Source organism: Mammaliicoccus sp. A-M4, assembly GCF_022386955.1.
GTDB classification, from domain to species: domain Bacteria; phylum Bacillota; class Bacilli; order Staphylococcales; family Staphylococcaceae; genus Mammaliicoccus; species Mammaliicoccus lentus.
This window is the reverse complement of sequence record NZ_JAJNHH010000002.1, coordinates 203,697-228,937: the sequence shown is the minus strand read 5'-3', so window position 1 is coordinate 228,937 and position 25,241 is coordinate 203,697. Positions and strand designations below refer to the sequence as shown.

The 25,241-nt window shown below is 31.8% G+C and carries 21 protein-coding genes, 1 pseudogene and 1 riboswitch; of the genes and pseudogenes, 8 read left to right on the top strand and 14 right to left on the bottom strand.

Going from position 1 to position 25,241, the window contains the following annotated elements; translation table 11 throughout:
- Positions 1 to 2: 2 nt before the first annotated feature.
- Positions 3 to 623 carry a cyclase family protein gene (locus tag LQ682_RS03025; protein ID WP_103269180.1) on the bottom strand — a complete coding sequence of 207 codons (621 nt, stop codon included), beginning with the start codon at positions 621 to 623 and terminating at the stop codon, positions 3 to 5.
- Between the two features lie 123 nt (positions 624 to 746).
- Between LQ682_RS03025 and LQ682_RS03020 the strand changes: the two genes are divergently transcribed.
- The gene (locus LQ682_RS03020) at positions 747 to 3,002 is read left to right on the top strand and encodes an ATP-binding cassette domain-containing protein (RefSeq protein WP_239723846.1); all 2,256 of its coding nucleotides are present in this window, start codon (positions 747 to 749) and stop codon (positions 3,000 to 3,002) included.
- A 437-nt stretch (positions 3,003 to 3,439) separates the two neighbouring features.
- Here LQ682_RS03020 and LQ682_RS03015 read toward each other — a convergent pair whose 3' ends face one another.
- Together LQ682_RS03015 and LQ682_RS03010 are read right to left on the bottom strand one after the other, a co-directional pair.
- Positions 3,440 to 3,934, bottom strand: coding sequence for a DUF2798 domain-containing protein (locus tag LQ682_RS03015; RefSeq protein ID WP_306299592.1), 495 nt, complete (start codon positions 3,932 to 3,934; stop codon positions 3,440 to 3,442).
- A 138-nt stretch (positions 3,935 to 4,072) separates the two neighbouring features.
- Entirely contained in the window at positions 4,073 to 5,473 is a 1,401-nt protein-coding gene (locus LQ682_RS03010; RefSeq protein WP_103269177.1) for a 6-phospho-beta-glucosidase, read from the bottom strand.
- A gap of 152 nt (positions 5,474 to 5,625) precedes the next feature.
- Between LQ682_RS03010 and LQ682_RS03005 the strand changes: the two genes are divergently transcribed.
- Positions 5,626 to 6,501, top strand: coding sequence for a MurR/RpiR family transcriptional regulator (locus LQ682_RS03005; protein WP_239723845.1), 876 nt, complete (start codon positions 5,626 to 5,628; stop codon positions 6,499 to 6,501).
- 83 nt (positions 6,502 to 6,584) lie between these two features.
- On the opposite strand, the gene LQ682_RS03000 is transcribed toward LQ682_RS03005, so the two are convergent.
- Positions 6,585 to 7,718, bottom strand: a complete 1,134-nt coding sequence (locus tag LQ682_RS03000; RefSeq protein WP_103269175.1) for an FAD-dependent oxidoreductase — start codon at positions 7,716 to 7,718, stop codon at positions 6,585 to 6,587.
- A gap of 24 nt (positions 7,719 to 7,742) precedes the next feature.
- A pseudogene (locus LQ682_RS02995) lies at positions 7,743 to 8,318 on the bottom strand (PadR family transcriptional regulator).
- 216 nt (positions 8,319 to 8,534) lie between these two features.
- Between LQ682_RS02995 and LQ682_RS02990 the strand changes: the two are divergent.
- On the top strand, positions 8,535 to 9,740 hold the full coding sequence (locus LQ682_RS02990) for a S41 family peptidase (protein WP_103269174.1): 1,206 nt from the start codon (positions 8,535 to 8,537) through the stop codon (positions 9,738 to 9,740).
- A 99-nt stretch (positions 9,741 to 9,839) separates the two neighbouring features.
- Here LQ682_RS02990 and abc-f read toward each other — a convergent pair whose 3' ends face one another.
- Positions 9,840 to 11,465: a ribosomal protection-like ABC-F family protein gene (gene abc-f, locus LQ682_RS02985; RefSeq protein ID WP_103269173.1), complete on the bottom strand. Its 1,626-nt coding sequence runs from the start codon at positions 11,463 to 11,465 to the stop codon at positions 9,840 to 9,842.
- A gap of 891 nt (positions 11,466 to 12,356) precedes the next feature.
- Between abc-f and LQ682_RS02980 the strand changes: the two genes are divergently transcribed.
- Positions 12,357 to 13,082 (top strand): transglycosylase family protein, encoded by a 726-nt coding sequence (locus LQ682_RS02980; protein ID WP_103269172.1) that lies wholly within the window; start codon positions 12,357 to 12,359, stop codon positions 13,080 to 13,082.
- Between the two features lie 69 nt (positions 13,083 to 13,151).
- On the opposite strand, the gene LQ682_RS02975 is transcribed toward LQ682_RS02980, so the two are convergent.
- A complete protein-coding gene (locus tag LQ682_RS02975; RefSeq protein ID WP_103269171.1) occupies positions 13,152 to 13,715 on the bottom strand; it encodes an RBBP9/YdeN family alpha/beta hydrolase in 564 nt (187 codons plus the stop codon).
- 247 nt (positions 13,716 to 13,962) lie between these two features.
- Here LQ682_RS02975 and LQ682_RS02970 point away from each other — a divergent pair, with 247 nt between their 5' ends.
- The gene (locus LQ682_RS02970; RefSeq protein ID WP_103269170.1) at positions 13,963 to 14,883 is read left to right on the top strand and encodes a nucleoside hydrolase; all 921 of its coding nucleotides are present in this window, start codon (positions 13,963 to 13,965) and stop codon (positions 14,881 to 14,883) included.
- 139 nt (positions 14,884 to 15,022) lie between these two features.
- Here the strand turns inward: LQ682_RS02970 and LQ682_RS02965 are convergent, their stop codons facing one another.
- A complete protein-coding gene (locus LQ682_RS02965) occupies positions 15,023 to 16,405 on the bottom strand; it encodes an amino acid permease (protein ID WP_017000208.1) in 1,383 nt (460 codons plus the stop codon).
- A gap of 235 nt (positions 16,406 to 16,640) precedes the next feature.
- Positions 16,641 to 17,834: a CynX/NimT family MFS transporter gene (locus tag LQ682_RS02960; RefSeq protein WP_167543682.1), complete on the bottom strand. Its 1,194-nt coding sequence runs from the start codon at positions 17,832 to 17,834 to the stop codon at positions 16,641 to 16,643.
- A gap of 113 nt (positions 17,835 to 17,947) precedes the next feature.
- On the opposite strand from LQ682_RS02960, the gene LQ682_RS02955 reads away from it, so the two are divergent.
- Positions 17,948 to 18,505, top strand: coding sequence for a helix-turn-helix domain-containing protein (locus tag LQ682_RS02955; RefSeq protein WP_103269169.1), 558 nt, complete (start codon positions 17,948 to 17,950; stop codon positions 18,503 to 18,505).
- 54 nt (positions 18,506 to 18,559) lie between these two features.
- Here the strand turns inward: LQ682_RS02955 and LQ682_RS02950 are convergent, their stop codons facing one another.
- Positions 18,560 to 19,417, bottom strand: a complete 858-nt coding sequence (locus LQ682_RS02950) for a fructosamine kinase family protein (protein ID WP_017000205.1) — start codon at positions 19,415 to 19,417, stop codon at positions 18,560 to 18,562.
- 206 nt (positions 19,418 to 19,623) lie between these two features.
- Between LQ682_RS02950 and LQ682_RS02945 the strand changes: the two genes are divergently transcribed.
- Positions 19,624 to 20,256 carry a phosphatase PAP2 family protein gene (locus LQ682_RS02945; protein ID WP_103269168.1) on the top strand — a complete coding sequence of 211 codons (633 nt, stop codon included), beginning with the start codon at positions 19,624 to 19,626 and terminating at the stop codon, positions 20,254 to 20,256.
- Between the two features lie 299 nt (positions 20,257 to 20,555).
- Here the strand turns inward: LQ682_RS02945 and LQ682_RS02940 are convergent, their stop codons facing one another.
- The 3 genes from LQ682_RS02940 to LQ682_RS02930 form a co-directional block, all read right to left on the bottom strand.
- Positions 20,556 to 21,791 carry an acetylornithine deacetylase gene (locus tag LQ682_RS02940; protein WP_239723844.1) on the bottom strand — a complete coding sequence of 412 codons (1,236 nt, stop codon included), beginning with the start codon at positions 21,789 to 21,791 and terminating at the stop codon, positions 20,556 to 20,558.
- Positions 21,792 to 21,811: 20 nt separating this feature from the next.
- Positions 21,812 to 22,489 (bottom strand): thiaminase II, encoded by a 678-nt coding sequence (gene tenA, locus LQ682_RS02935; RefSeq protein WP_064204625.1) that lies wholly within the window; start codon positions 22,487 to 22,489, stop codon positions 21,812 to 21,814.
- 70 nt (positions 22,490 to 22,559) lie between these two features.
- Positions 22,560 to 22,668, bottom strand: a riboswitch (TPP riboswitch).
- Positions 22,669 to 22,732: 64 nt separating this feature from the next.
- Positions 22,733 to 23,452, bottom strand: a complete 720-nt coding sequence (locus LQ682_RS02930; protein WP_070045182.1) for an epoxyqueuosine reductase QueH — start codon at positions 23,450 to 23,452, stop codon at positions 22,733 to 22,735.
- 208 nt (positions 23,453 to 23,660) lie between these two features.
- On the opposite strand from LQ682_RS02930, the gene LQ682_RS02925 reads away from it, so the two are divergent.
- On the top strand, positions 23,661 to 24,515 hold the full coding sequence (locus tag LQ682_RS02925; RefSeq protein WP_218729590.1) for a DMT family transporter: 855 nt from the start codon (positions 23,661 to 23,663) through the stop codon (positions 24,513 to 24,515).
- 68 nt (positions 24,516 to 24,583) lie between these two features.
- Here the strand turns inward: LQ682_RS02925 and LQ682_RS02920 are convergent, their stop codons facing one another.
- Positions 24,584 to 25,132 carry an Nramp family divalent metal transporter gene (locus tag LQ682_RS02920; protein WP_103269165.1) on the bottom strand — a complete coding sequence of 183 codons (549 nt, stop codon included), beginning with the start codon at positions 25,130 to 25,132 and terminating at the stop codon, positions 24,584 to 24,586.
- Between the last annotated feature and the right edge of the window lie 109 nt (positions 25,133 to 25,241).

The window sequence follows — 25,241 nt, the reverse complement described above, 5'->3', positions numbered from 1 at the left end:
CCCTATTCCCCTTTCTTTTCAATAACTGCTCTAATCGGCGAACCATCTGCTCCTATTAAATTAAGTGGTAAACCTATAAAATGATAATAGCCAGCTGATACTTCTTCTAATAATAAATTTTCAATATTGATAATATCGTATTTATTAAAAGCGTGATGATTATCTAATGTTTTAGAATCTATATCATCTACTGAAGGGACGTCTATACCAAACACTTTAATACCAATACTTGATAAATAAGCAATTGCATCTTCCGTTAGTACAGGTACATTTTCAGGAAAAATATTTGATTTCGCTTCATGTTTTGTTTTAATCATGATAATAGTCCCTTTAATGTCAAACTGTTCAAGTATTTCCCGAGAAATTAAATTCTCTTCAAAAACTTCTATCAATGTTGCCTCGCCTATTAATCGATTTACATCAATTTGATCTATCGTTATACCTTCATCATCAAAATGAAATGGTGCATCCATATGTGTTCCAATATGAGTACTTGTAGAAATACTCCCTATATTTACCGAGCCCGTTTCTGATTTAGTAGCAGACAACTCAAAATTAAAAGGCTCATCCCCCGGCCAGTGTGCAATTTCGTTTGATAGTTTTTGCGTAATATCAATCCACATACATATACTCCTTTACTTTGTAATCGCTAACATTATTTTATGATATAACTTCATTGTACATCAATTTAAGCAGAAGTTTTTGTTTTAAACATAAAAGGGTACAATTATATTGAGGTGAAATTTATGTCTTATATTCGTGTGCATGGTGCAAAACAAAATAATTTAAAAAACATAAATGTCGATATTCCTAAACATAAATTAACAGTGTTTACTGGTCGTTCAGGTTCAGGTAAGTCTTCTCTAGTCTTTAGCACATTAGCTGCTGAGTCTGAAAGGCTATTAAATGAAACATATTCAAGTTATATACAAAATCAATTAACACAATATGAAAAACCTGATGTTGATCAAATAGAACACTTGCCAGTAGCAATGGTCATTAATCAAAAAAGATTAGGCGGTAATTCTCGTTCAACAGTCGGTACTATATCAGATATTTATGCTTCTGTTAGATTGTTATGGTCAAGAATTGGTGAGCCATTTGTTGGCTATTCAAGTGTATTTTCATTCAATAACCCGAGTGGTATGTGTCCCACTTGCCAAGGACTAGGATATGTTGAAGATATAGATTTAAATGAACTACTGGATTATGACAAGTCATTAAATGAAGACGCTATTAAGTTCCCATCATTTCGTCCGGATAGCTGGAGAGGTAAACGTTATTTATACAGTGGTCTATTCGATAACGATAAAAAGCTAAAAGATTATACAAAAGAAGAAATGGATACATTTTTATATACAAAACCTAAAAAATTAAAAAATCCACCTGATAATTGGCCAAAAACTGCCAAATTCGAAGGTTTAATACACCGTTTTAGACGTTCATTTTTATTAAATGATAATTTTGAGAAAAAACGCTTTTTAGAAGATGTGAACAGGGTTGTTACAACACATAAATGCCCTACTTGTGATGGTAAACGTCTTAATAAAAAAGTGTTAAGCTGTAAAATTAACAACTTAGGCATTACAGACTTCACAGCATTACCGATAGATGAAGCTATTACATTCCTTGAAAATATTCAAGATAAAAAAGCTAACTACATCATTAAACCATTGTGTGAACAGTTACAAGCTTTGTCATACGTTGGACTTAATTATTTAACACTAGACCGTCAAACACCTTCTCTTTCAGGAGGAGAGTCACAAAGAATTAAATTAATCCGTCATCTAAACAGTCCTTTAACTGATTTAGTATATATTATCGACGAACCAAGTGTAGGACTTCACCCTGAAGATATTGAAAAAATTAACGACATTATGAAATCAATTAGAGATAAAGGCAATACTGTATTAGTAGTCGAGCATGATCCAGATGTCATTCGTATCGCTGATCATGTAATTGATATCGGTCCAGAAGCTGGAAAGCACGGTGGCGAAATTACATTCACCGGTACATATCAAGAACTGCTTGATACACATACTGCAACAGGTAAAGCTCTGAACCGATCTCATCATATTAAAAAGAACATTCGACAACCAGAAAACTTTCTCCATCTAAAAAACATTAATAACAATAACTTAAAAAATGTATCTATAGATATTCCTAAAAACATTTTATCTGTATTAGCAGGTGTTGCAGGTTCAGGTAAAAGTTCTTTGCTAAAAGCTGGACTTTATAATCGTAGCGATACAACTTTTATAGATCAAAAACCTGTTCATGCATCAAACCGTTCTAATTTATTAACTTACATGGATTTATTTGATGAAGTCCGTGAGTTTTATAGTAATGAAACTGGATTGAAAAAGAGCATGTTTAGCTATAATTCAGAAGGTGCATGTCCCGAATGTAATGGTAAAGGCGTCATCAAGACAGAACTAGCTTTTATGCCTGACTTTTCACAAATTTGCGAAGTATGTAAAGGTACACGATATAGACCTGAAGTGTTAGCAGCAAAAGTAAATGGATATTCAATAGCCGATGTATTAGCTTTAACAGTTGAAGAAGGTATTGATATGTTCAGTCATAATCACAAGATTTATAGTCGCTTAAACCATTTACAGGCAACAGGACTACATTATATGACTTTAGGACAATCACTCGATACACTATCAGGTGGTGAAATACAAAGAGTTAAGTTAAGTAGATACCTTGATCAATCAGCAACTGATGAAATATTCGTATTCGATGAACCAACAACAGGATTGCATGAAGACGATATACCAACACTGTTGTCATGCTTCGAACAATTGATAGAACAAGGTAATACAGTTATCATCATAGAACATAACTTAACTATGATGACCCATGCGGACTGGATTATCGATGTAGGACCAGGAGCCGGCATGAACGGAGGACATATATTATATAGTGGACCACCACAAGGTATATTAGATGTAGACAATTCATTTACAACAAAACATTTAAAACGATATATAGATTAAAGAAGGTTAAAAAGCTGAGACATTTATTGATGTCTCAGCTTTTGTTGTTTTGAGCGCGAAGAAAAAGGTACTCTATTTGGATTATTGTCTTAGTTAATCCAACTAAATGGCTTTTATTGGATTTTCGGCTTAGTTAATCCAACTAAATTGGCTCTTATTGGATTTTTGGCTTAGTTAATCCAACTAAATGGCTCTTATTGGATTTTCGGCTTAGTTAATCCAACTAAATTGGCTCTTATTGGATTTTTGGCTTAGTTAATCCAATAAAATGGCTCTTATTGGATTATTGGCTTAGTTAATCCAACTAAATGGCTCTTATTGGATTCTTGGCTTAGTTAATCCAATAAAAGTATAATCTCTAGCTTTTATATATTCTTGCCAAAAAGGAGTCGACAGAAATCTCATTTTCCTAATAAAATTTCTGTCTCTCTTCCTTCTTAATTTTCCATAGTCATTCTATTCACTTGAATATACCTAGTAAATATATAACGAACTAGTGGGCCCATAACAATAATTTGTAATGGTAATGCTACGATTAAATTTTTACCAAATATCGAAAGATAGTCTATAATCATTGAATTCGAAGTATATCCAATATGAATGTAAGTAGAAACTAAGCCGTAAATAGACATTAAAAATGCCATTCCTAATACCATACATATGGATATTGCTAAGACTGTATAGATTTTCTTGTTTGTATTTGCTGTTAATTTAAATGCTATCTTTTTAGCGTTAGGTCCTACAATAAACATATCTAATATAAAGGCAATAACAAATCCTATTGCAAAATCAGATATGCCTTCTATAAAAGTAATTTCCCCTATTGTTCCATTAATATAAAGATTATATATACTCATTACTAATACCATACCAAAACACATTATCAAGCCGAATTGTATATTTTCTTTTCTAGTTGTTGGCAATTTTATCATCCTTTTCTATTTATATCTTTATAGTATAGAGAGAATAAAATTTGCTCGTAAGTGAACTTTTTGTGAACATTTTTTAAAACTTAAACCCCCTCACTAGTTATATTAGTGAGGGGGTTAAGATTTCAATAGATTTAATTTTTATAAAGGTAACGATTGGTTATTTAATTCTAATACAACTTCATCTTTAATTGTGCATCCTTCTTCTAAAAGTTGTGTAATTTTATTGTCAAACTGTGGTAAGTACTCTTTATGTGCTATTAATAGTTCGTCTAGAACGCGCTTAGCTGTTTCTCCACTTGGTATAAGTGGATTTATAGTAAATGCTTGTAGCGCTAAGCCATAATCTCCTGTTACTGCCGCTTCTTCTACAGTTAACTCCATATTCTTCATTAACTGTAACCAACCTTTTTCTGCTGGTTTGAATGTTCCAAATGCTATAGGACGTGCACCTTCTGCTCCAATATAAGCTGAAACTTCTACCACGTCTTCTGGTGATAAATCTGGTACAGATCCTTGGTTTTTAGTAGAAACAACAATATGTGTATTTTTATTAGCATAGATAGATGCAATCGTTTCACACGCTGCTTCTGAATAATAAGCGCCACCACGTTGTTCTAACTGTTCTGGTTTGTGATCTAAGTTAACATCTTTATATAATTCGAATAATTCTTTTTCACTCTTTTTAACTTGCTGTGCTCGCGTTCCTACATTCTCATCATTGTATTCTTCTAGCATATTCTCAAGCATTTCTTCAGTTCTATAATAGTAGCGATGGTACCCACAAGGAATCATATTCATTTGTTTAAGTTGCTCTTTGAAGAATGGTATATCATGAATATTTGCTGGAATTCCTGAATCATTACTAAACATTTTATCAATAATTTCAGAAGTTACATCAACACCTTTAGTATCTTTTACGCGGTGCCAATGAAAATGATTTAAACCGGCAAACGAATAAATTAGTTCATTTATATCTTTTCCTAATAATTCAGGTTCAGCCATCATAGCACCTACTGGAACGTTACATAAGCCAATAACTTTTTCCCAGCCACCGTAACGAATAATTGAGTCAGTTACCATACCGCTTGGGTTCGCAAAATTAATTAACCATGCATTAGGACAAAGTGTTTTCATGTCCTCTACAACATCTAAAATAATTGGAATTGTACGGAATGCTTTAAAAATACCACCAGCACCATTCGTTTCTTGACCTACCATGCCGTAAGATAATGGTATTCTTTCATCTTTCACACGAGCGTCTAATCCACCCACTCTAAATTGTGTCGTTACAAAATCAGCATCTTTCAAAGCTTCTTTACGGTCGACTGTTAAATGAACTTTAACATCGTAAGGAGATGCATCCCACATTCTTTGAGCCATTTTACCTACAATTTCTAATTTTTCTTTACCTGATTCTATATCTACTAGCCAAATTTCTCTTATTGGAAGCTCTTCGTACCTTTTAATAAAACCTTCCATCAATTCTGGAGTATAACTACTTCCTCCACCTATTGTTACAATTTTTACACCTTTAACCATTGGAAAATCCCCCTTTACCTCAATAATAGATTCCTTTTAAAAATGTACAAGGCCTTAGCACGAATCAACTTTATGATTTACAATATTTTAAGAATTTTTAATTATTTTTGTAAATGTTGTTTACAAAAGCTATAATTAATTTGGTGATAAATATGCTATTAAGCGAGAAAATGAAAGAACAAAAACGTTTTTCTATTTCCGAAAGAACAGTTATTAGTTACATATTTAAAAATTGGGATGAAATACAAGATCAAACAGCAAAGCAAATTGCAGAAGAAGCCTATACTCACCCTTCCATATTAACGAGAATTGCTAAGAAACTAGGATATTCAGGTTGGGTTGATTTAAAAGAAGCTTTTGTTAAAGAAATGTATTACTTAAATAATAATTTTCACAATGTCGATGCTAACTTTCCATTTGATGAAACAGATAACTTCATGACAATTTCAAACAAGTTAGCCACTTTAAATGAAATGACAATAGAAGACACGTTGTCGTTAATCGACTATAATGCATTAAAAAAAGCAGTTGAATATTTAAATACAGCATCAGAAATTAAGATATTTTCATTAGAAAATAACCTTCAACTTTGTTATGCTTTCAAATCTCATATGATGAGAATCGGTAAAAAAGTTACGCTATGCACCTTTGACCAAGGTTACGAAGCATCAACCTGTTCGGAAGATACTTGCGTTATTATCATTTCTTACACAGGTGAAACTACAAATATTCTTAAACTGTTACCAATGATAAGAAAAAAGAAAGCAACTATCATATCGCTAACAAGTATAGGCGATAATACATTGGTCAAACAATCCGACTATCTATTCAGAATAACAACACGAGAAAAACTATATTCGAAAATTGGTAACTTCACATTAAATAACTCTATTACTTTCCTATTAGACATCTTTTACAGTTGTATCTTTTCAGAAGCATACAAAGATAATATTGAGTTCAAAGTAAATATATCTAAATATTATGATAGTAGAAAAAGTTCAAATAAAGTAATGAGAGAAGAAGAATGAATATGAGAATACGAAAAAAGTGGAACAGAAATCTTATTTTTTCTAATAAGGTTTCTGTTCCACTTCTTTCTAGTTTATAAAAATTATTTTTCCACATCTAAAAAGAATTGTGTCATTTTTTCCGCACCATTTTCCGAGAAAAATATTTCTAAGTTATCTTGTGACTCTTTCGCATGAATTTTTGTAATTTCGAACATTTGTTGTTCATAAACTTTTAATACTTCAGTAAGATTATTAAAGTTTTTAAATGTTTCTGCTAAAAGGTAAGCATCATACAAAGCCATATTTACACCTTCACCAGCGGATGGACTCATAAGATGCGCAGCATCACCAATGATTGTAATATTTGGTTGTGTTGCCCAAGTTAAACCAATAGGAAGTTTATAAATTCTACAGAATTTAATATCATCATAACTATATGCAATATAATTTTTAAGCTCTGAATCCCAGTCACTATATTCAGCTAACAATCTTTCTTTTAATGTGTCCAATGAAAGATTACGATATTCATCAAGTTTTTCATATTTGGTTTTGAAGCTGATGTATGCCATTATACGTCCGTCTCCATTACGTTGACCTAATATAGCTTGATCGCCACCTAAGCCAATTAGCTTACCATTTTTATTGAACTTAAGAAGATCTGGGTGTTCATTCTCATCAGAATTCATATCAATCATAGAAATACCAGTATACTCAGGTTTAGCATTTGTTAAATGAGAGCGTATCTGAGAAAATGCACCATCTGCACCAATTACTAAATCTGTCATAACAGTTGTACCATTTTCAAATACTAGCTCAACTTCCCCATTATCTCGCTGTATCAGCTTTTCAAACTTAAAACCATATTTAATATTTTCCGGATGAATTTGTTCCATTATAATATCACATAATTTCCCACGATCGATTTCAGGCCTATTACCCTCACCTTCTGCATCTTCATCGTATAAAATTTCTCCGTCTTTATTTACAATACGTGTATCTTCACCTTCGTAACGCGCGTGCTTACGAAAATTCTCGAAAATACCAGCCTCTTTCAAAGGTAACTGTCCACTGTCATCATGAATATCTAGTGAACCACCTCCGTCACTATGCATATTTTGATAGCCACGTTCGTAAATAGTGAAAGAGAAACCTTGCCGCTGTAATAGTAGCCCTAGCATTAATCCACCTGGACCACCACCTACAATTGCTATATGTTTTAAATCTTGTTTCTTCATTATTAGTCATTCTTCTTTCAAGTTTTATTTTTCTTCCCTGAATTGTTGAAGTTTTTCTTTAGTTTCCTTAATTAATTGTTGAAACTGTTCATATTTTTTATCATCTTACATTGAGATTTTACCTGCCAACATAAATGATTTGAAAAGTTCTTGTAATTCACTTCTAGATTCTTTCATTTTTCCCATATCCATACTTTGGAATTGTTCCATACGTTTTGTAAATTCATCATTGTTTCCGTTCTCTTCTAAAAACTGCTTTCCTTCATCAGTAATCGTATAAACTTTTTTCTTGCCATCTTTAGAAATTGACACAAACTCACGATCTTCTAACATTTGTAAAATCGGATAAACACTGCCAGGACTCGCCGAATAGAAACCTTTAAATTTCGCTTCGAGGTCCTTAATAATTTGGTAGCCATGTTTCGGTTCTTCTAATAACAGATTTAATATAATGAACTGTAAATTGCCTTTTTTGAAAAATCTTTCATTACCTCTTGCAGCAGCGAACATTTTTTCAAAACCATCAAAGCCACGAGAGAAACCTCCGTCATCATGTTGCATCATTGCAAGTCTTCTACTGTGAAATTGTCTGTTGAACATTATTATCACCTTTCCCTTTTCGATATATCGTTATATTAACCGATATATCGTAATTTGATTAAAATAATTGGATTTTTATAATTGCACTTAACAAAAACATCAATAACTAGCTGATATAGCTATAAACAGATGTAATAAGATAATATTTTGGTATAATTGAACCAACTACTTTATAAACTGTTATGAAGTTTATATCTATGAGATGAGGTTTTCTATATGTACAATCAAGAAATGACAACAATTAAAAATCAACTTTTGAATGAATATGCTGGTTATTTAGACAAAACTAAACTTATTCAAAACTTCCCTATTTTTTCTTCCTTTAAAGATAACGAAGATTTTTATTTTTCAATGACTTCTTATTTAAATGAATTTTATGATCCTCATTTGAAAATTATCGATAAAAAAGGACCGTATCCAAATATTCGTGTTCAACTATACGAAGATAAACTATATGTTATTGAATCTAAAAATAGTGATTTAAAAAAGGGTGCTATTATTGAGCGTATTGGAGACTTAAGCATAAAAGAAATTTTATTCTCTAATTCTGATCTGTTAAAGTCTGATAATCCTGAGAGGATGGAATGGACTGATGTTTTAAAAAAGTATAAATACATTAAACATAATTCTAAAGAAATTAATATTCTTTCTGAAGAACGTATTAATTTTTTTGAATCTTACTATACTATAGAAAAAAGTAGGAATTACTTATATATAAGACTCACAGATTTTATGGATACATATACAATAACGAATCTTATAAACTCACATAAACAAGTCATATTAGATTCTAATAATATCATAATAGATTTAAGAGGTAATAGAGGTGGCTCTGATTTTGCTCAATTTGCATTATTGCCATTATTAACAAATAATAACATCTCCACTCAGTATGATTATCCTTATTACCATAGATTTACTAAATCATATTGTGACAATAGATTATTTGAATTAAATAAAATGTTAGAACAACAACCATCATTAAAAGATAATGATGAATTTAATCAATTTTTAAACTTATTTACAGATTACTACGACAAAGGCTTAGTAAATATTAATATTCATAATGACAACGATTATATACATGGATTACGTGATGACTTACCTTCATTAAAAATATTATGCGACTTTGAATGTGCTAGTTCAGGTGAAGGTTTTGTATTAAGGCTTAAAGATTTTAAAAATGCTGAAATAATTGGTAGACCTACAAAAGGTATGAATGACTATAGTAATGTGATGATAGTCGATATTAATAACGACTATCAATTAATGGTTCCACATTCTAAGGATGGTGCAGTAGATGTGAATAAAGGTATGTCCAACAAAGGTGTAGAAGTAGATTATTATATTCCATGGACTCCTGAAGAACTGCACAAAGATATAATATTAGAAACAGCAATTGAAAGATTTAAATCCAGTTAATCTTTCTTTTAATTGGATTACCTTAAACCCACTAATTTTTCATACTAAAAAGACGTTAACAACCAGAACTGATTCAGTTAGGTCGTCAACGTCTTTTCTTTATATTTCATATTGCTTTATTTTTTCTTTTACGTAATCATAGTTGCCTTCGTATTTTGTTAATATTTGTTCTTTCAATAAGTACGTTATATTAAACAATTTATTCAAAAAGTACCTATCGTGAGAAACTGCTATAATCGTTCCATTATATTTTTCTAACGCATCTTCTATTGTTTCTTTAGAGTCTATATCTAAATGGTTTGTCGGTTCATCTAATATGAGCACATTAAAGTTTTGATTAACGATTTGCGCCCATCTTAATCTCATTTTTTCTCCACCACTAAGATATTTAATAGGTTTAAACACATCTTCACCATAAAATAAAAACTGTGCTAATATATGTCTTGCTTGACCTTCTGTCACATTCACAACTTCCCTAAATACTTCGATAACTGTTTCAGAATTTAAGTTTTCAAAAGTATGTTGTGATAAGTAACCAATTCTTAAATTAGGTGCAAGCTTTATTTTACCTTCATATTGTTCTTCGTTTCCTAATATTAATTTTAAGATTGTACTTTTACCTGTACCATTATCACCAATAATAGCTACGTGCTCTTTTCTTCTTATTAATAGGTTAATATTCTCAAATAAAATATCATCATACATTTTTGATATATTAACAAATTCAACAACATCGTTTGAAACACGTTGCCCTTCAGATAAATTCACATTCATTTTTTTATTTTCTAATATAGGCTTTTCAACTCTTTTTATTCTGTCCAATGCTTTTTCCATACTTTTCGCTCGTTTATACATCGCTGCATTTGGTGGCTTCGCTTGGCTCGCCCATAATCTCAATTGCTTAATAGATTCTTCCATTTTTTTAATCCGCTTTTGTTGAGTCTGATAAGCTTCAAATTCTCTAATTATACGAGCTTCTTTTTCTTTAACGAAGTAACTATAATTTCCGTTGTAGATATGAAGCGTTCCTTGATCAATTTCTATAATTTGATTGACTGTTTCATCTAAAAAGTATCTATCATGAGAGACAATTACAATTGCTCCAGAGTATTGTTTAATAAAATCTGTTAACCAATCTATTGCTGAGATATCCAAATGATTTGTAGGTTCATCTAATAGAAGCAACTTAGGTTGTTTAAGTAGAATTTGTGCCAAGCCTACTTTCGTTCTCTCACCACCAGATAATTTACTCCATGTTGACTCCAATAAGTTACTTATCTTTAGTCCATGGCTAACTCTTCGGATTTGTGCATCTTTCTCGTAGCCACCATGTTCTTCATATAATTCTTGTAATTGACCATATTGTTTTAACAATTTATTTAAATCGTCTGGATTATTTGCCATTTTTAATTCTATATCACTCATTCGCCCAGCAATATTATTCAACTCTTCAAATACTTCTGACAAACATTCGTATATATTTTTATCGTCTTGATATTTCGGTAATTGATTTAAATAACCTATTGATAAATTTTTCTGCCAGCTGATTTGCCCCTCTGTCGGCGCTTCTACACCAGCCATCAATTTTAACAGCGTACTCTTACCTTCACCATTTCTTCCAACTAATCCTACGCAATCACCATCATTTAAATCATATTTTATATCGTCAAAAATAATATCTCCCATATAAGATTGCGTAACTTTCGATATATTTATAATATTCATATTTGCTTCCTCCAAATTGTACTATAAGGAAGCTAGTGCTAGATGTTCCTTATAGCGATTTTTTTCTTCAAAAAAGACACACTCCACCAATTTTGGAGAAAAATCCGCAAATTTGTTGCGAACGATTACTATAAATCTGCAACTATTAGCTAAAAGAAACATCTAAAACACCTCCGTTCAAAAATAAGTTACTTCTATTATATATTCTATAACGTGTTTCTTCTATATATAGAGATAAATTAAAAAGTTTATTTTTATAAATACTTGCAATGCTATTGATTTCTATTTCAAACTCAATTATTCCTTCATATTTATTACAATAAGATTACAAAGATTACTGACTGATTACTGACTGATGACTAATGCTATAAGTCGATAAACCACCAGTAATAAAACTGATAATTCTGTATTTTGTAGTCAACTTCGCTTAAAACATACTCGCAGTAGTTCTCAACTTGTATGTAAATATTTCAGATTATTTATTAAAATAAAAATATAACATCATTTTAAAATTAATATTTCAGAGTAATGCTTAATTTTTTGTTCTTACTTTTTACCTTTAATTAATAAATTCAAATATCTTAATTTTTTATAATAAACTGTCACAACAGTTCTCAGAGAGTTTTTAGTCATAAAAAATACCATATATACAGTTAAATAAGAAAGAGTGAAATAAAGTGTATTATTACAAGGTGTGACATGAAGCAATTTTTATTACAGAATCAATTTGACATTGTAACCTTTTGTTATTTGACTGTAATTTACAAAGGGCTCATATATGTTATTGTTGTCTTGTCCCATTTTCACAGGGAAGAATTTTTTAACTAACAAAGAAATTATCAGCTAACATTAATAATAAAATTATAAAATATTACGGAGGGTTTTTAAATTATGAAAAAAGCAATTTTATCTTCATCATTAGCAGTAGCAATCGGTGCAACAGGAGTAGCTTCAACTAACGTAGCAGACGCTTCAGAACAAAATGTAAACAAGGAAGAACTAGCTCAGTTAGCTCAAGCTAATGCACCACAACTTAACCAAGAAGCTATCCAAGAAGGCGCTTATGACATCAACTTTACTTTAGATGGTTTCGAATATAACTTCGAATCAGATGGTCATAACTTCACTTGGGGTTACCATGCAACTAATGCAGCAGACACTGAAGCTCAAGCTCCAGAAGCTACACAAGAGCCAGTTGCTGAACAACCTGCAGCTGAACAAACTCAAGCTCCAGCTGAAGAAACACAAGCTCCAGCTGCAACAGAACAAGAATCAAACAATGTTGAGGCTCCTCAAGTAGAAGCACCTAAACAAGAAGCTCAACAAACTCAAGAAACTAAAACTACACAAACTTCTTCAGCATCTGAAGGTTCAAATGTAGAAGTTAATGATCACTTAAAAGCAATCGCTGAACGTGAATCAGGCGGAGACCTAAAAGCTGTTAACCCATCTTCAGGTGCAGCAGGTAAATACCAATTCTTACAAAGTACTTGGGATTCAGTAGCTCCTGCAGAGTATAAAGGTGTATCACCAACAGAAGCTCCTGAAAGCGTACAAGACGCAGCTGCTGTTAAATTATACAATGAAGTTGGCGCTTCACAATGGGTTACTGCATAATATATAAGCAGTTATAAACTTTATTCAACAAAATAATCCAACGCCCTCGGCAATAGCTGAGGGCGTTTTTTATGCTTTATTAAATATTTCTTCTACATAATACTTAACTTCAGGAAATGAATCGTAACCATCTTCTTCACAAAAATGACCGTCATGATGCTTTTTAAATACTTTTGCATCTAATCTTTCTGCCAATGATTTACTTAATGGATAAGACACAGTAGGATCTTTCGTTGCACCTATAACGACTCTATACGGTACTACATCTTTAATTTTCTCATAATCTACATTTGTTGATTCTATAAACCCATCTAATTCAGGAAATTTTATTATCTTTTCATCAAATCCTGCAACTAGTACAAGACCTTTTATGTTAATATCACTTGTTACATTAGATATCATATCTAATACAGTGATTACTCCTAAACTATGAGCTACTATAATATTTTCACCACTAGATAAATCTATATTTTCTTTTAAAGTTTGTGACCATTCTTCTAGCTTAGGTTCTGTAGAATTAGGAAAATCAATTAAATGGCCATCTACCTCTGGAAATTGATTTTTTAACCAATCAAACCAATTTTTTTGGCTATTGGCGTTATACCCGTGTGCTATATATAAATGTTTACTCAATTAAATCACCTTCCAATGAATAATTCTTGCATATCAAACCTAGTATCGCCATTAGCATACCACCTACAGGAAATATGAGCCACCAAAAACTCGATAAAAACTCCCAACCATTCATTACTCTCTCATTTGTAGTATTAATAGTAGCTAATGTTAAAACAATCATATTTTGGTGAAATCGCTTTATACATATAAAATTATATGGTTTGTTATAATTATTAGTATAGATATTTTACAAAGGAGTGGGATTATGACAACACCAATTATAATTGATACTGATCCCGGTATTGATGATATTATCGCAATTTCAGCAGCTTTAAATTCACCAGAACTAGATGTTCGGTTAATCACATCTATTGGAGGAAACGTTGGAATTGAACATACGACTAGAAACGCAATTGACATTGTAGATTACTTTAAGAAGGAAGTACCTGTAGCTAAAGGTGTCAATAAACCTTTATTAAACGCTTTATCTACGGCTGAATATGTACATGGACACAATGGTATTGGTAATTATGAATTTAATACTTCACAACGTTCAAATATTTTAGAAGACAACGCTGTAATTGCTATGAGAAATGTGATTATGCAGTCTGATGAACCTATTACATTAATTCCAATAGGACCATTAACAAATATTTCTCTTTTATTTTCACTTTTCCCAGAAACGATTGAAAATGTAGAAAAAATAGTGTTAATGGGTGGCGCAGCTGTCGGTGGAAATGCTACGCCCGTAGCGGAATTTAATATATTCGCTGATCCTCATGCTGCTCACATTGTATTTAATCAAGATTTACCTATTGTGATGTGTGGATTAGATGTCACAAGAGAAACGATGATTAACCAAGATGATGTTGAACGTCTTGCTCAATTAGGTGATTTTGGAAAAATGATTACGACGATGCTCGATGTATACAACGATTCAAACTCTGGGGGTGCAAACCAACACATTATTCATGATCTTAGCACAATATTCTACTTATTGTATCCAGAAATTTACGAAACTAAAAAAGCAAATATTTCTGTTATAACAGAAGGACAAGCAGAAGGTTGTACATATACTGAATTTAATGAAGATGGTTTAGTAGATGTATGTATACATGCAGATAACGAAAAATTCAGATCATATTTTGTTGATTTTGTAGAAGATATTTATAAAGAATTTGGATAAATAAAAATGGACACTACAAATCTCACATATTAAATAAATGCTCCTAATCCTCGAGTAAAATATACACTGGATTAGGAGCATTATGTTGAGTAAGGAATTTCTACCTTATTCTCTTTTTTATTTTAAATATATATGAATTTTAGTATTCTCCTCTATCGACTCTATGATGGCCTCTTAAGAAATAAATAACTGTCATCAGTGATAAGAAGACAATACCTATAATAACTGATACTCTTGTTTCTGCATTAAATAACATACCTATCAATACTAATACAAAGAAAGCTAATGTTATATAATTTGTGAAAGGAGCGCCAGGCATTTTGAATGGATGTCCATCTAATTCTTCTGGATGATTTTTTCTAAATCTAATATGACTAAGTAAAATCATAAACCATGGCACCATACCTGGTAGTATAGACGCACTATATACATAAACGAATATATTTTCTGAGCCATCAATAATTAATGGTAATACGATGTTTAAAATAACACCTACAAAAATACCAACTGAAATTGCTAATACTGCAAAGAATGGTACACCTGTTCTCATAACTTTTGTAAATATGCGAGGCATTTGTCCTTTTTGAGCAAGTGTATAAACCATACGACTTGAACTGAAAATACCTGAGTTACAACCTGACATCGCTGCAGTAATAACAACAAAGTTAATTAATCCTGCTGCTATTGTAATACCTACTTTAGCGAATGTTGCAACGAAAGGACTACCTACATTTCCTAATTGGTCCCAAGGATAAACAGTTACGATTACAAAAATTGCACCTATGTAAAAGATTAAAATACGCCAAATTACGCCGTTTACTGCACTTTTAATATTTTTCTTAGGATCTTTTGTTTCTCCTGCTGTAATCCCTATTAATTCCACACCTTGATAGGATCCGACAACCATGGATAATGCAAAGAAGAAGCCTACTATACCTTTAGGGAAAAATCCACCGTGTTCTGTTAAATTACTTAAACCAATTGCATTTCCGCCATTACCAAATCCAAAGAATATAAGCCCGAAACCTGCAACTATCATTAAGATAATTGTGACTACTTTAATCATCGCAAACCAGAATTCAAACTCTCCAAAAGCTTTAACTGACACTAAGTTTGCAGTTGCTAAAGTTAGTACAACGATAACCCCTGGTATCCATGTTGGTAAGTCTGGCCACCAATACTGCATATATTGACCTACAGCTATTACTTCACTCATACCTACTACAATCCACTGGAATATATTACTCCATGCAGTTACATATCCTGCTACTGGATGTAAATAATCACTTGCATAGTTTGCAAATGAACCTGTTGTTGGGTATAAATAAACCATTTCTCCCATAGCTCTCATGACTAAATATAAGAATAGCCCTGCTACTAAATATGCAAGTATTGCTGATGGTCCAGTCCATAAAATAGTGCTTGAAGCACCCATAAACAGACCTACACCAATTGTTCCACCAAGCGCTATCATCTGCACTTGACGAGAACTAAGACCCCTTTTTAAATGATTGTCTTCCATCTTTTCGTGTCACTCCCATACCTATTTACCAATTTTAAGTTTATTTTTTAAACTGCATGAGACAATTATACTATAAAGAGTGAGAAATAAAAGTATAACCAGAAAGCGTTTTCCGATTTATGTAAAAAATGTGGTGCAATGTTCATTAAATTGTAATATTTACCATAATTATTTTATTTATGTAAACAAAAAGATTACTCATACTATCTGTTGAGCAATCTTTTAAATTCATATTTTATTTAGTTTGTAAAGTTTGTTCTATTGTTCTATTACGTCCTGCTTGTGAACCAAAGAACATAATTAACAATGCGGTAAATAGTAAAACGCCAAATGATGTATTCCAACTGCCTGTAGCGTCATGTAATATTCCGAAGAACAATGGACCTATAGCGGCGAATAAATAACCAACAGCTTGAGACATACCTGATAGCTTAGCAGCTGTGTATCCATGTTCTGTTCTTAAACCAAAGAACGTGTTTACTAGACCAAAAGCTAAACCGCTCGCTATACCAAGTAAGACGATGCCTATAATCGCCCACTCAGGTTTAATCATTAACGATAAAATTCCTAGTACAAACAATAACCCTGTAATAAATGTGATTAAAAATTGTGATTTCATTTTTTCAGCAAATATTGGTGTTATAAATGTTAATGGTATAATTGCAAGCTGTAAAATTGATAGATATATACCAGCCGCATTTATTGAGATACCATTACTTAATAAAAACTCTGGAAGCCAGTTTATCAATGAATAAAATATTAATGATTGTCCACCCATTAATAACGTTATTTGCCATGATAATGGAGATTTCCAAACATTTATATTAGCATTGTTTTGTTGAGTAGAAATTTTTTCATGTTTTTTTAGTTGAAATGACCAAATAATAATACCGAGTAGTGTAACGACTCCTATTAAACTAATCGCAAAATTATAATTAAAACTTTTCACTAATGGAGCAGTTACATATGAAGAAACACTACCAAATATATTCATCGTAACAGTATAATAACCAGTCATTATACCTATACGTAATGGGAAATTCATTTTAATAATACCTGGTGTGAGTACATTTCCAAAAGCAATACCTACACCTATAAGTAGTGTACCTATGTATACCCAAGATACGCCTGTAATTGCTCTTAATACAATACCTAGAAAAATTAATATTAAAGCACCAAATACTGTACGCTCTAAACCAAATCTATGACTGATCTTAGCCGCAAATAGTGAAACTACTGAGAAAGATAATAACGGTAATATTGTAATAACACTTACAGTAGTATTAGATAAATCTAAACTCTCTTTAATAGAAGGTAATGCAATACCTACAGAAGTAATAGGCGCTCTTAAACTTGCTCCTATAAGCAAGATTCCTATAAACAGCATCCAATTCGTTTTTTTATTATGTTGCCTTAAATCTTCTGACATAAAACATTCTCCTATTTTATATTTTCTGTTATAATGTACAAAACGTTCGTTATAAAGAACAAATCATATTGTACAGTACGTTCATTACATTGTAAACAGGAGTTGTTTAATTAATGCAAAATAACATCCATACGATTGTTGCACATAACCTTTCACAGTATCGAAACAATCAACAACTAAGTTTAAGTACCGTTTCAAAATTAACAGGCGTTAGTAAGACGATGCTTAACCAAATAGAAAATGGTCAATCCAATCCAACGATTACAACACTATGGAAAATAGCCAATGGTCTACACATACCTATATCAGATTTAATCTCTAATAAAAACGAAAATATTCATTGTATTTCAAAGTCAGACACCATACCTATTTATAATGAACATCAAACTGTTATTATTTATCCTTACTTTCCTTTTAATGTTGATAAACAATTTGAAATGTTCAACATGGAATTAGAAGAAAATGCTGAAATGGATTCAGAAGGCCATCATGTAGGTTCAGAAGAATATATCATCATACATAATGGTACGTTAGAACTTGATATTAATGGGATGACCAATACTATAACAAAAGATGATGCTATACATTTTTATTCTGATGTACCCCATACGTATCGTAATGTTGGTAGTGAACGCATCCACTTAACAGCTAGTATTCAATATAAAAAATAAACTTTATACATAAAACCCCTTCACTACTTTATTAGCGAAGGGGTTTTAATTTACTTAATCATTTAATATATCTTTCATTGTACGGTTCACACTACCAGCATATAGGCTACCAAATTTAACAAGGTGTACCATTAATAAATATAGCTCATAAAACTTTATACGTTCATTAGCGCCTTTACTTAGAGGTAATGCTTCATTATAAGCATCATAAAAGTCTTGTGTGAAACCTCCGAATACTCGTGTTGCGCCTAAATCAAATTCTCTGTCCCCATATAAAGGAGATGGGTCGAATAAAGCTGGTTTTCCGTCCGTTAAGAACATGTAATTGCCTGCCCATAAATCCCCATGTAATAACGAAGGTTTACTAGTGTGGTGTTCTAATTCTTCTAATATCGTTTCACGTACATTTTCGTAAGTGTCTAATTCGTCTTGTGACCAAAGTCCTCTATTCATAATTTCATCGCGAAGTTGATCAAGTCTTTGATGAACAAATAGTTCTGCCCATGTATCTTTCCAACCATTTTCGAATGTTATATCACTGCCTTCATAAGGCGTATCAAATCCAAATTTACCATTAGGTTCATAGTTACTATGCAATTTCGCTACTAATTGTCCTAATTCTTTCTGACTTCCAGACCGACCTTCTTCTAAGAAGTTCAGTAGTAAATACGCATCACCATTAATTTCACCATGCGCTTCTACTATAGGTGCTCTGACACCAGCCGCTTCAAAAGCTTCTAATCCCGCTATTTCGGCTGCATAAAAATCTTCTGAACGATTTTGTTGAACAAGTAAGAAATAGTCACCCTCTTTACTTTCAATTTTATAAGCGTCGTTCACATCACCACCACTTACTGGTGTTATTTTTTGTATATTCTCTATCGGTAATTGAGATTGCCAATCTTTATTCATGAAAATGCCTCACTTTCTTAAATTTATCATCATATATTATTAACTACCCTTTTTGTTTAAGACAAATCTAGGTCGTCATGTGCAATGCTAATTAGTATCTAAAGAGACTAGATTATTAGGTCGTCCTAAAGTTGTATTGTGCTAAATGTCTATCTCATTTAAAATAGTATTAATGTACAAAATACACAGAAGGAGCTTTATGCATCTTGAAGAAGGATACAAAGTTAATCATATCTTACTCTATTATTTTCATTATATTACTTGCTAGTGTACTAACACGATACATATATCCTCTTGATTATGCTGTTCACGATTTTATTGAATCAACAGCAACGATATTTAGATTAAACACTTATCTAACTGTTATTTCTTTTTTATTTTCACCTTCTCATGTTGTTATTATGATAGCAATAATGTTGATTGGCATTTATTTTTATAAACGAACAGTATTTTCAACCTATACCATATTTGCTATAACATCACTTGTAGTTGGCACAGCCTTAAAATATATTATCCAAAGGCCAAGACCTTCAGAATTTATAGATGGCTTTAGCTTTCCTAGTTTACATACATTAACTTTATTCGTAGCTATCTTTATTGCTACATGCTTCTACGATAAAGCAATTGTAAAATGGATATTTGGTATATTAATTGTTTCTATGATGTGTTCAAGAATGTATTTAAACGCTCATTTCTTCTCAGACACATTCGCAAGTTTAATCATTGTCCATTCAATTTATATAATCATAGTTAACATGCAAAATAAAATTAAAGATAAACGTTTATTGGAAGAAAATAAGAGCAATAGTAAAATTCAAAACAACCAACAACAAAGCTAGTGTATAAACCCATAGCTCTAAAAAAGTCTACTAGTCCGTTAATTATAATTTAATGGATTAGTAGACTTTTTATGTATATACGATTTTGAAAGTGCATGTAAGCTTAAGGTGTTGCTCGACCCAGTAGTCTCTCACTCATACTATTCCTCCGATCGTCAGCACTTTGCAAAATCGTTCAAGGTGAAATATATAGAGCTAACGTGCTTGTTTATAGTCACTAGCTAGTTAGAATATGTAACGGGCTAGTCTTTTATTTCTTGCACGTTAGAGCACCCACTCTCTTCTAGTTTATTTCACTTTTATAATTTTTCAGGGTTTGAATACCATTCTTTTAAAAATTGGTATAATACGTCGCTAAAGTTTTCTAAGTCTTTTATTTTTATCTTTTCGTTTACTGAGTGTGCTTCTTTTAGCTCTCCAGGTCCATACAATATTGTTGGAATGTCAAAATAATTCAACCATCCTCCGTCTGTCACGGTCGTACTGATTCCCTGTTGTAGCTGACTTTCCATAACTTTCTCATGTGCTTTTGCTAACATTTTGAGTCCTGGGTGTTCTGTCGGTAACGTGAAACTAGGAAAAATCTCACCTTTGTCTTCGATCATGGAAGATCCGCCCCATTCAAATTGTAACGGGTTATCTCTCAACCAAATGTCCGCTTCTGCTACTTTATTTAAATATGATTCGATTTCTTCAACAACTTCTTGGTAATTTTCATTCGGTAAATAATGCACCGTAATCCATAATCGACATTGGTCTGCTATAAATGCAGGGTGACGCCCTCCTTCAATAACGGCTGGGTTAATTGTTGTTGTTCCACTTGGCATATTTGGATATTGTTTCATAACAGACCAATGTTGTTCTAATTCTTGCAATACTTGTATTATTTTGCTCATTTTTTCTATTGCACTTGCTCCAAATAATCCTCCACCAGAATGTATCATCTGTTGTCTAGCACCATCATGTATGGTTTCTTTACTTTGTACAGTTATCCATCCAGTTATTACGCCACCTTGACCTTGTGCTATTTGATTACTAGTATCTAATACTATAGCTAAATCGGCTGCTTCAATTTGTTCGCAAGCATTCTTTGTACCTGCTTCTCCTACTTCTTCACCTACTACAGATTGAATGATAATATCGCCTTTCGGTTGAATATCTTCTTTACAAAGTTTTTCAATCACATATAATAACGTTCCAAATCCACCTTTCATGTCGCTTACACCACGACCATATAAATATTCATCTGCTTTCGTTAACTGAAATGGAGGATGCAACCATTCTGAAGTATCTCCAACTTCTGCTACATCTACATGACCATTTAAAATCAATTTAGGTGCATCTTTGTCCGTTCCTCTCAACACCGCATTAATGACACTATCATTTTCATATAATGGTATGCGTTCTATTTCAAAATTAAGTTCTTTAAGTAAATCTTCAATGTCATCTTGTAATGGATCAGTGTTGCGAGCAGGAGGACTTTCAGTATTAAACTTGATGAGCATATCGATTAAATCAAAATGTCTTTGGTTCATTTCTACTACCTGCCTTTAGTTTATTTTACTGGCACTGACCACGTTTCTAAATTCTCAGCCATCTCCCAGAACATATATTCATAGTAGCTCGTCTTTACGACTATATTTTCTAATCGCGCTAATTCTTCTTCAGTCTTACCTTCAGCTACTTTATCCATTAATTCAATACAATCTTCTTTAAATAAAGTAAATTCGTCAGATGAATACATTTTCACCCATTCTCCGTAAAGTGGATGATCTGTTGCTCCTTCAATATTTGCTAGTTTCAAACCAATATAATTATAGCTCCATGTACAAGTTAAAATAGCTGCAATCACATTTTCAATTCCACCTTGTTGAGCTAAATTCAGCATATAGCTTGTATATGCTACAGTAGTTTCTGCTGGTTCTGTTTCTTGTAGCTCCTCTTCAGAAATGTCGAATTGCTTAGCATATCCGCGGTGTAAATCCATTTCGGTATGCAACGTTCCATTTGCCAAATCTGCGTACGTTGTCATCATATTTAAGTCTGTAGATTTAGATGCTCCTATTAAAAATAATCTCGTATACTCAATTAAGTAAATATAATCTTGCCTTAACCAATGTTTAAACTTTTCTTGTTCCAACGTGCCTTTACCTAACTTTTCAATAAATGGATGTTCTAAATAAGATGCCCAAATTGGTTCGACACGCTCAAATAATCTTTCTGTAAATTTCATGATATTTTCCTCCTTAAGAATATAAAAAAAACGCTATTTTCCATTAGAAAATAGCGTGTACTCACATACAGATAAAGTTACGCCACTTTCCTACGCTAGTATCATCTAGATCAGGTTCAAGGAATTTTAAAGTTAATCTTTAATCTCAGCCTAAAAATAAGGCACTTCCAGTGGTTTCTTCGTATATTTAATTAGTTCGTAACACCAACATACATTCTTTTTATATTTTTTGCAAATTTCAATTTATTCACATGACTTTAAAAATGCTTTAGCACTTTTATTCACTTCTTTAAAATCAATACCTTGTTGCATAGCCGCAAATACACAACCACAATAGCATTGTCTAAAAATATCATATTCCTTACACATCGTAATTGATCTTTCATATCCTTTATTCTTCTTAAAATCACTCGGTAAATAATGAACATTATAAATACTTTGTACTTCCATACCTAATTCATTAATCAATTGAGCGTTCTTCTTAGGTGACAGTGTTAAAGCACTCGCAAAATAGTCATAGCCTAAGTTTACAGCCGCTTCAGCAACAAGTTCTAGACGCATTTCAAAACAAGCAGTACACCTTAGACCACCTTCATTCTCATCAGCAAGTTCTTTATCCTTTACCATTTTCATAAATTTATGTGGCTCATATGGCGCCTCTATATATTTGACATTCGTATTCATTTTCTCATTAAAAGCTGTAACAAAATCTTCTTGAACCTTAGCTCTTCTTTGATACTCAGCTTTAGGATGAATATTAGGATTCGCAAAATAAATCGCAACATCAGCATATTCCGTTAACAACTCTAACGTATAAGTACTACAAGGTGCACAACAACTATGAATTAAAATACTAGGTCTTTCCTCTTGACGCTCCCAATCACTTATCATTTTTCTCATTACTCTATCGTAATTAATCTTTTGATTTTTCATCTTATCAATAATGTTATTCGCAGCAATCAACCTCAACACTCCTTATGTTAAAAATTGTAAAATATATTTTATTTTATAACAATCAGTGATGAGAGGCAATTGTGTTAAGGTTGGATTAAGTATGAAGTTCGTTAATTATATAAAAACTAAATTCACTTTGTTTAAATTCTTATATTTCTTCTGTAACATCATAATTGGAGTTTAATTTTAGTATAACTTTTAAGTAAGGAGGTTAATTATGAGAAAGTACACTTTATTATTTACTTTAAGTTTAATTTGGGGTTCTCAATTTTTATTCATTGCTCTGATTACACATGATGCTTCTGCTATTACGATTTCTTTTTATAAAGCATTACTTGCTACTTTATTTTTATTTATAATGACATTATTCATGCGCAAAACGCCCTATAAAAAACAATGGAGTCTTTACATATTAATTGCTATTTTTGAAGTTGTTATTCCATTTATATTTATTGTGCAAGGTCAGCGTTATATTTCTAGTGGTATGGCTTCTATTATTATTGCATTAACACCTGTGTTCACATTGTTTATTTTAATTTTAATTAGACAACGTAAATTTAATTTAGTTGAGATTTTCGCTTTAATATTAGGTATTTTTGGTATTGTAATACTTTCTTGGAATCCTGAAAAGTTAGGTTTAGTAGAATATGTTTCACTAGGTCTATTATTAATTGCTTCATTAAGTTTTGCTATATCTTTAGTTCTTATGCAAAATTTACAAGATGACGTTCCAATCCATCATATGAGAAACGTTTTATCGATTGCGACCATTATTTTAATACCAATTACTATATTTTCTTCTAATACATTTACTTTACACTTTGATTCTTTACAGTGGTCTTCCTTGATCATACTTGGTTTAGTCCATTCTGCTTTAGCTTATGTTATTTATAACATTCTCGTTAGACAATACGATGCTGTGTTTGCTTCGTTATCAAATTATATTGTACCTGTCGTTGGAGTATTATTAGGCGTTTTAATATTACATGAGCATTTAACGCTTAACATTATAATTGGTAGCGCAGTTGTTTTATTATCATTGATTATTTCTCAACAAGTTAAAAGCGGCTAAAATATTTAAATTTCATAATAAAAAGTCTTGTTCTTAAATCAGAACAAGACTTTTTATACGTTATAATGTTATTGTTTTTCTTTTCTATATATATTCTCTTTCTTTTTTCCTTTTGCTAGTTCATCTATAAGCTTATCTAAGTATCTAATCTCTTGCATGATTGGTTCTTCTATATCTTCAACACGAATACCACAAATGACACCTTTAATTAATCTTCTATTTGGATTTAAATTTGGTGCTTCGTTAAAGAATGTACCGATTACTTCGGCGATATCTGTTGCCATAATAGCTAATTCTGCTAACACCCATGAAAAAATACCAAGTGGTTTATTCGACATATACTTTGTAACTTGTGCTAAATCCATACCACTCGCAACGCCTAAACGAGCACTCATACTTTGTAATAACATCGCTGCTAAACTTGATAATAAAATAATAAATAATAATATATATCCAAATTGTGCCCCGCCAGCCATAGATGTAATCCAGTTACCTGGATCCATGTATCCGACTGCTACTAGTAAGCCGGGTCCTAAATACATGAGAAATTTTCTAAAAGCATTTGCCTCAGAGTCAAAGGACACTGTACTATTAATTTCTTCTAAACTTCTGCCCATATCTAACACCTCTATATGAAGAGGATAAACCTATTAACTTGTTTTATAAATATTTTTGTTAGGTGTACCTAAACTTTTATACTAGTTTGAAATTGCATATATAATTAAA

What these genes read in the sequence shown, in the direction of transcription:
- LQ682_RS02960 (WP_167543682.1), bottom strand. Translation starts at nt 17,834, where the DNA reads ATGTCAGAAGATTTAAGGCAACATAATAAAAAAACGAATTGGATGCTG.
- abc-f (WP_103269173.1), bottom strand. Translation starts at nt 11,465, where the DNA reads ATGAATATTATAAATATATCGAAAGTTACGCAATCTTATATGGGAGAT.
- LQ682_RS02950 (WP_017000205.1), bottom strand. Translation starts at nt 19,417, where the DNA reads ATGAATAAAGATTGGCAATCTCAATTACCGATAGAGAATATACAAAAA.
- LQ682_RS02970 (WP_103269170.1), top strand. Translation starts at nt 13,963, where the DNA reads ATGACAACACCAATTATAATTGATACTGATCCCGGTATTGATGATATT.
- LQ682_RS02940 (WP_239723844.1), bottom strand. Translation starts at nt 21,791, where the DNA reads ATGAACCAAAGACATTTTGATTTAATCGATATGCTCATCAAGTTTAAT.
- LQ682_RS02925 (WP_218729590.1), top strand. Translation starts at nt 23,661, where the DNA reads ATGAGAAAGTACACTTTATTATTTACTTTAAGTTTAATTTGGGGTTCT.
- LQ682_RS03010 (WP_103269177.1), bottom strand. Translation starts at nt 5,473, where the DNA reads ATGGTTAAAGGTGTAAAAATTGTAACAATAGGTGGAGGAAGTAGTTAT.
- LQ682_RS02980 (WP_103269172.1), top strand. Translation starts at nt 12,357, where the DNA reads ATGAAAAAAGCAATTTTATCTTCATCATTAGCAGTAGCAATCGGTGCA.
- LQ682_RS02920 (WP_103269165.1), bottom strand. Translation starts at nt 25,132, where the DNA reads ATGGGCAGAAGTTTAGAAGAAATTAATAGTACAGTGTCCTTTGACTCT.
- LQ682_RS02990 (WP_103269174.1), top strand. Translation starts at nt 8,535, where the DNA reads ATGTACAATCAAGAAATGACAACAATTAAAAATCAACTTTTGAATGAA.
- LQ682_RS02955 (WP_103269169.1), top strand. Translation starts at nt 17,948, where the DNA reads ATGCAAAATAACATCCATACGATTGTTGCACATAACCTTTCACAGTAT.
- LQ682_RS03015 (WP_306299592.1), bottom strand. Translation starts at nt 3,934, where the DNA reads ATGATAAAATTGCCAACAACTAGAAAAGAAAATATACAATTCGGCTTG.
- LQ682_RS03000 (WP_103269175.1), bottom strand. Translation starts at nt 7,718, where the DNA reads ATGAAGAAACAAGATTTAAAACATATAGCAATTGTAGGTGGTGGTCCA.
- LQ682_RS03005 (WP_239723845.1), top strand. Translation starts at nt 5,626, where the DNA reads ATGCTATTAAGCGAGAAAATGAAAGAACAAAAACGTTTTTCTATTTCC.
- tenA (WP_064204625.1), bottom strand. Translation starts at nt 22,489, where the DNA reads ATGAAATTTACAGAAAGATTATTTGAGCGTGTCGAACCAATTTGGGCA.
- LQ682_RS02965 (WP_017000208.1), bottom strand. Translation starts at nt 16,405, where the DNA reads ATGGAAGACAATCATTTAAAAAGGGGTCTTAGTTCTCGTCAAGTGCAG.
- LQ682_RS03020 (WP_239723846.1), top strand. Translation starts at nt 747, where the DNA reads ATGTCTTATATTCGTGTGCATGGTGCAAAACAAAATAATTTAAAAAAC.
- LQ682_RS03025 (WP_103269180.1), bottom strand. Translation starts at nt 623, where the DNA reads ATGTGGATTGATATTACGCAAAAACTATCAAACGAAATTGCACACTGG.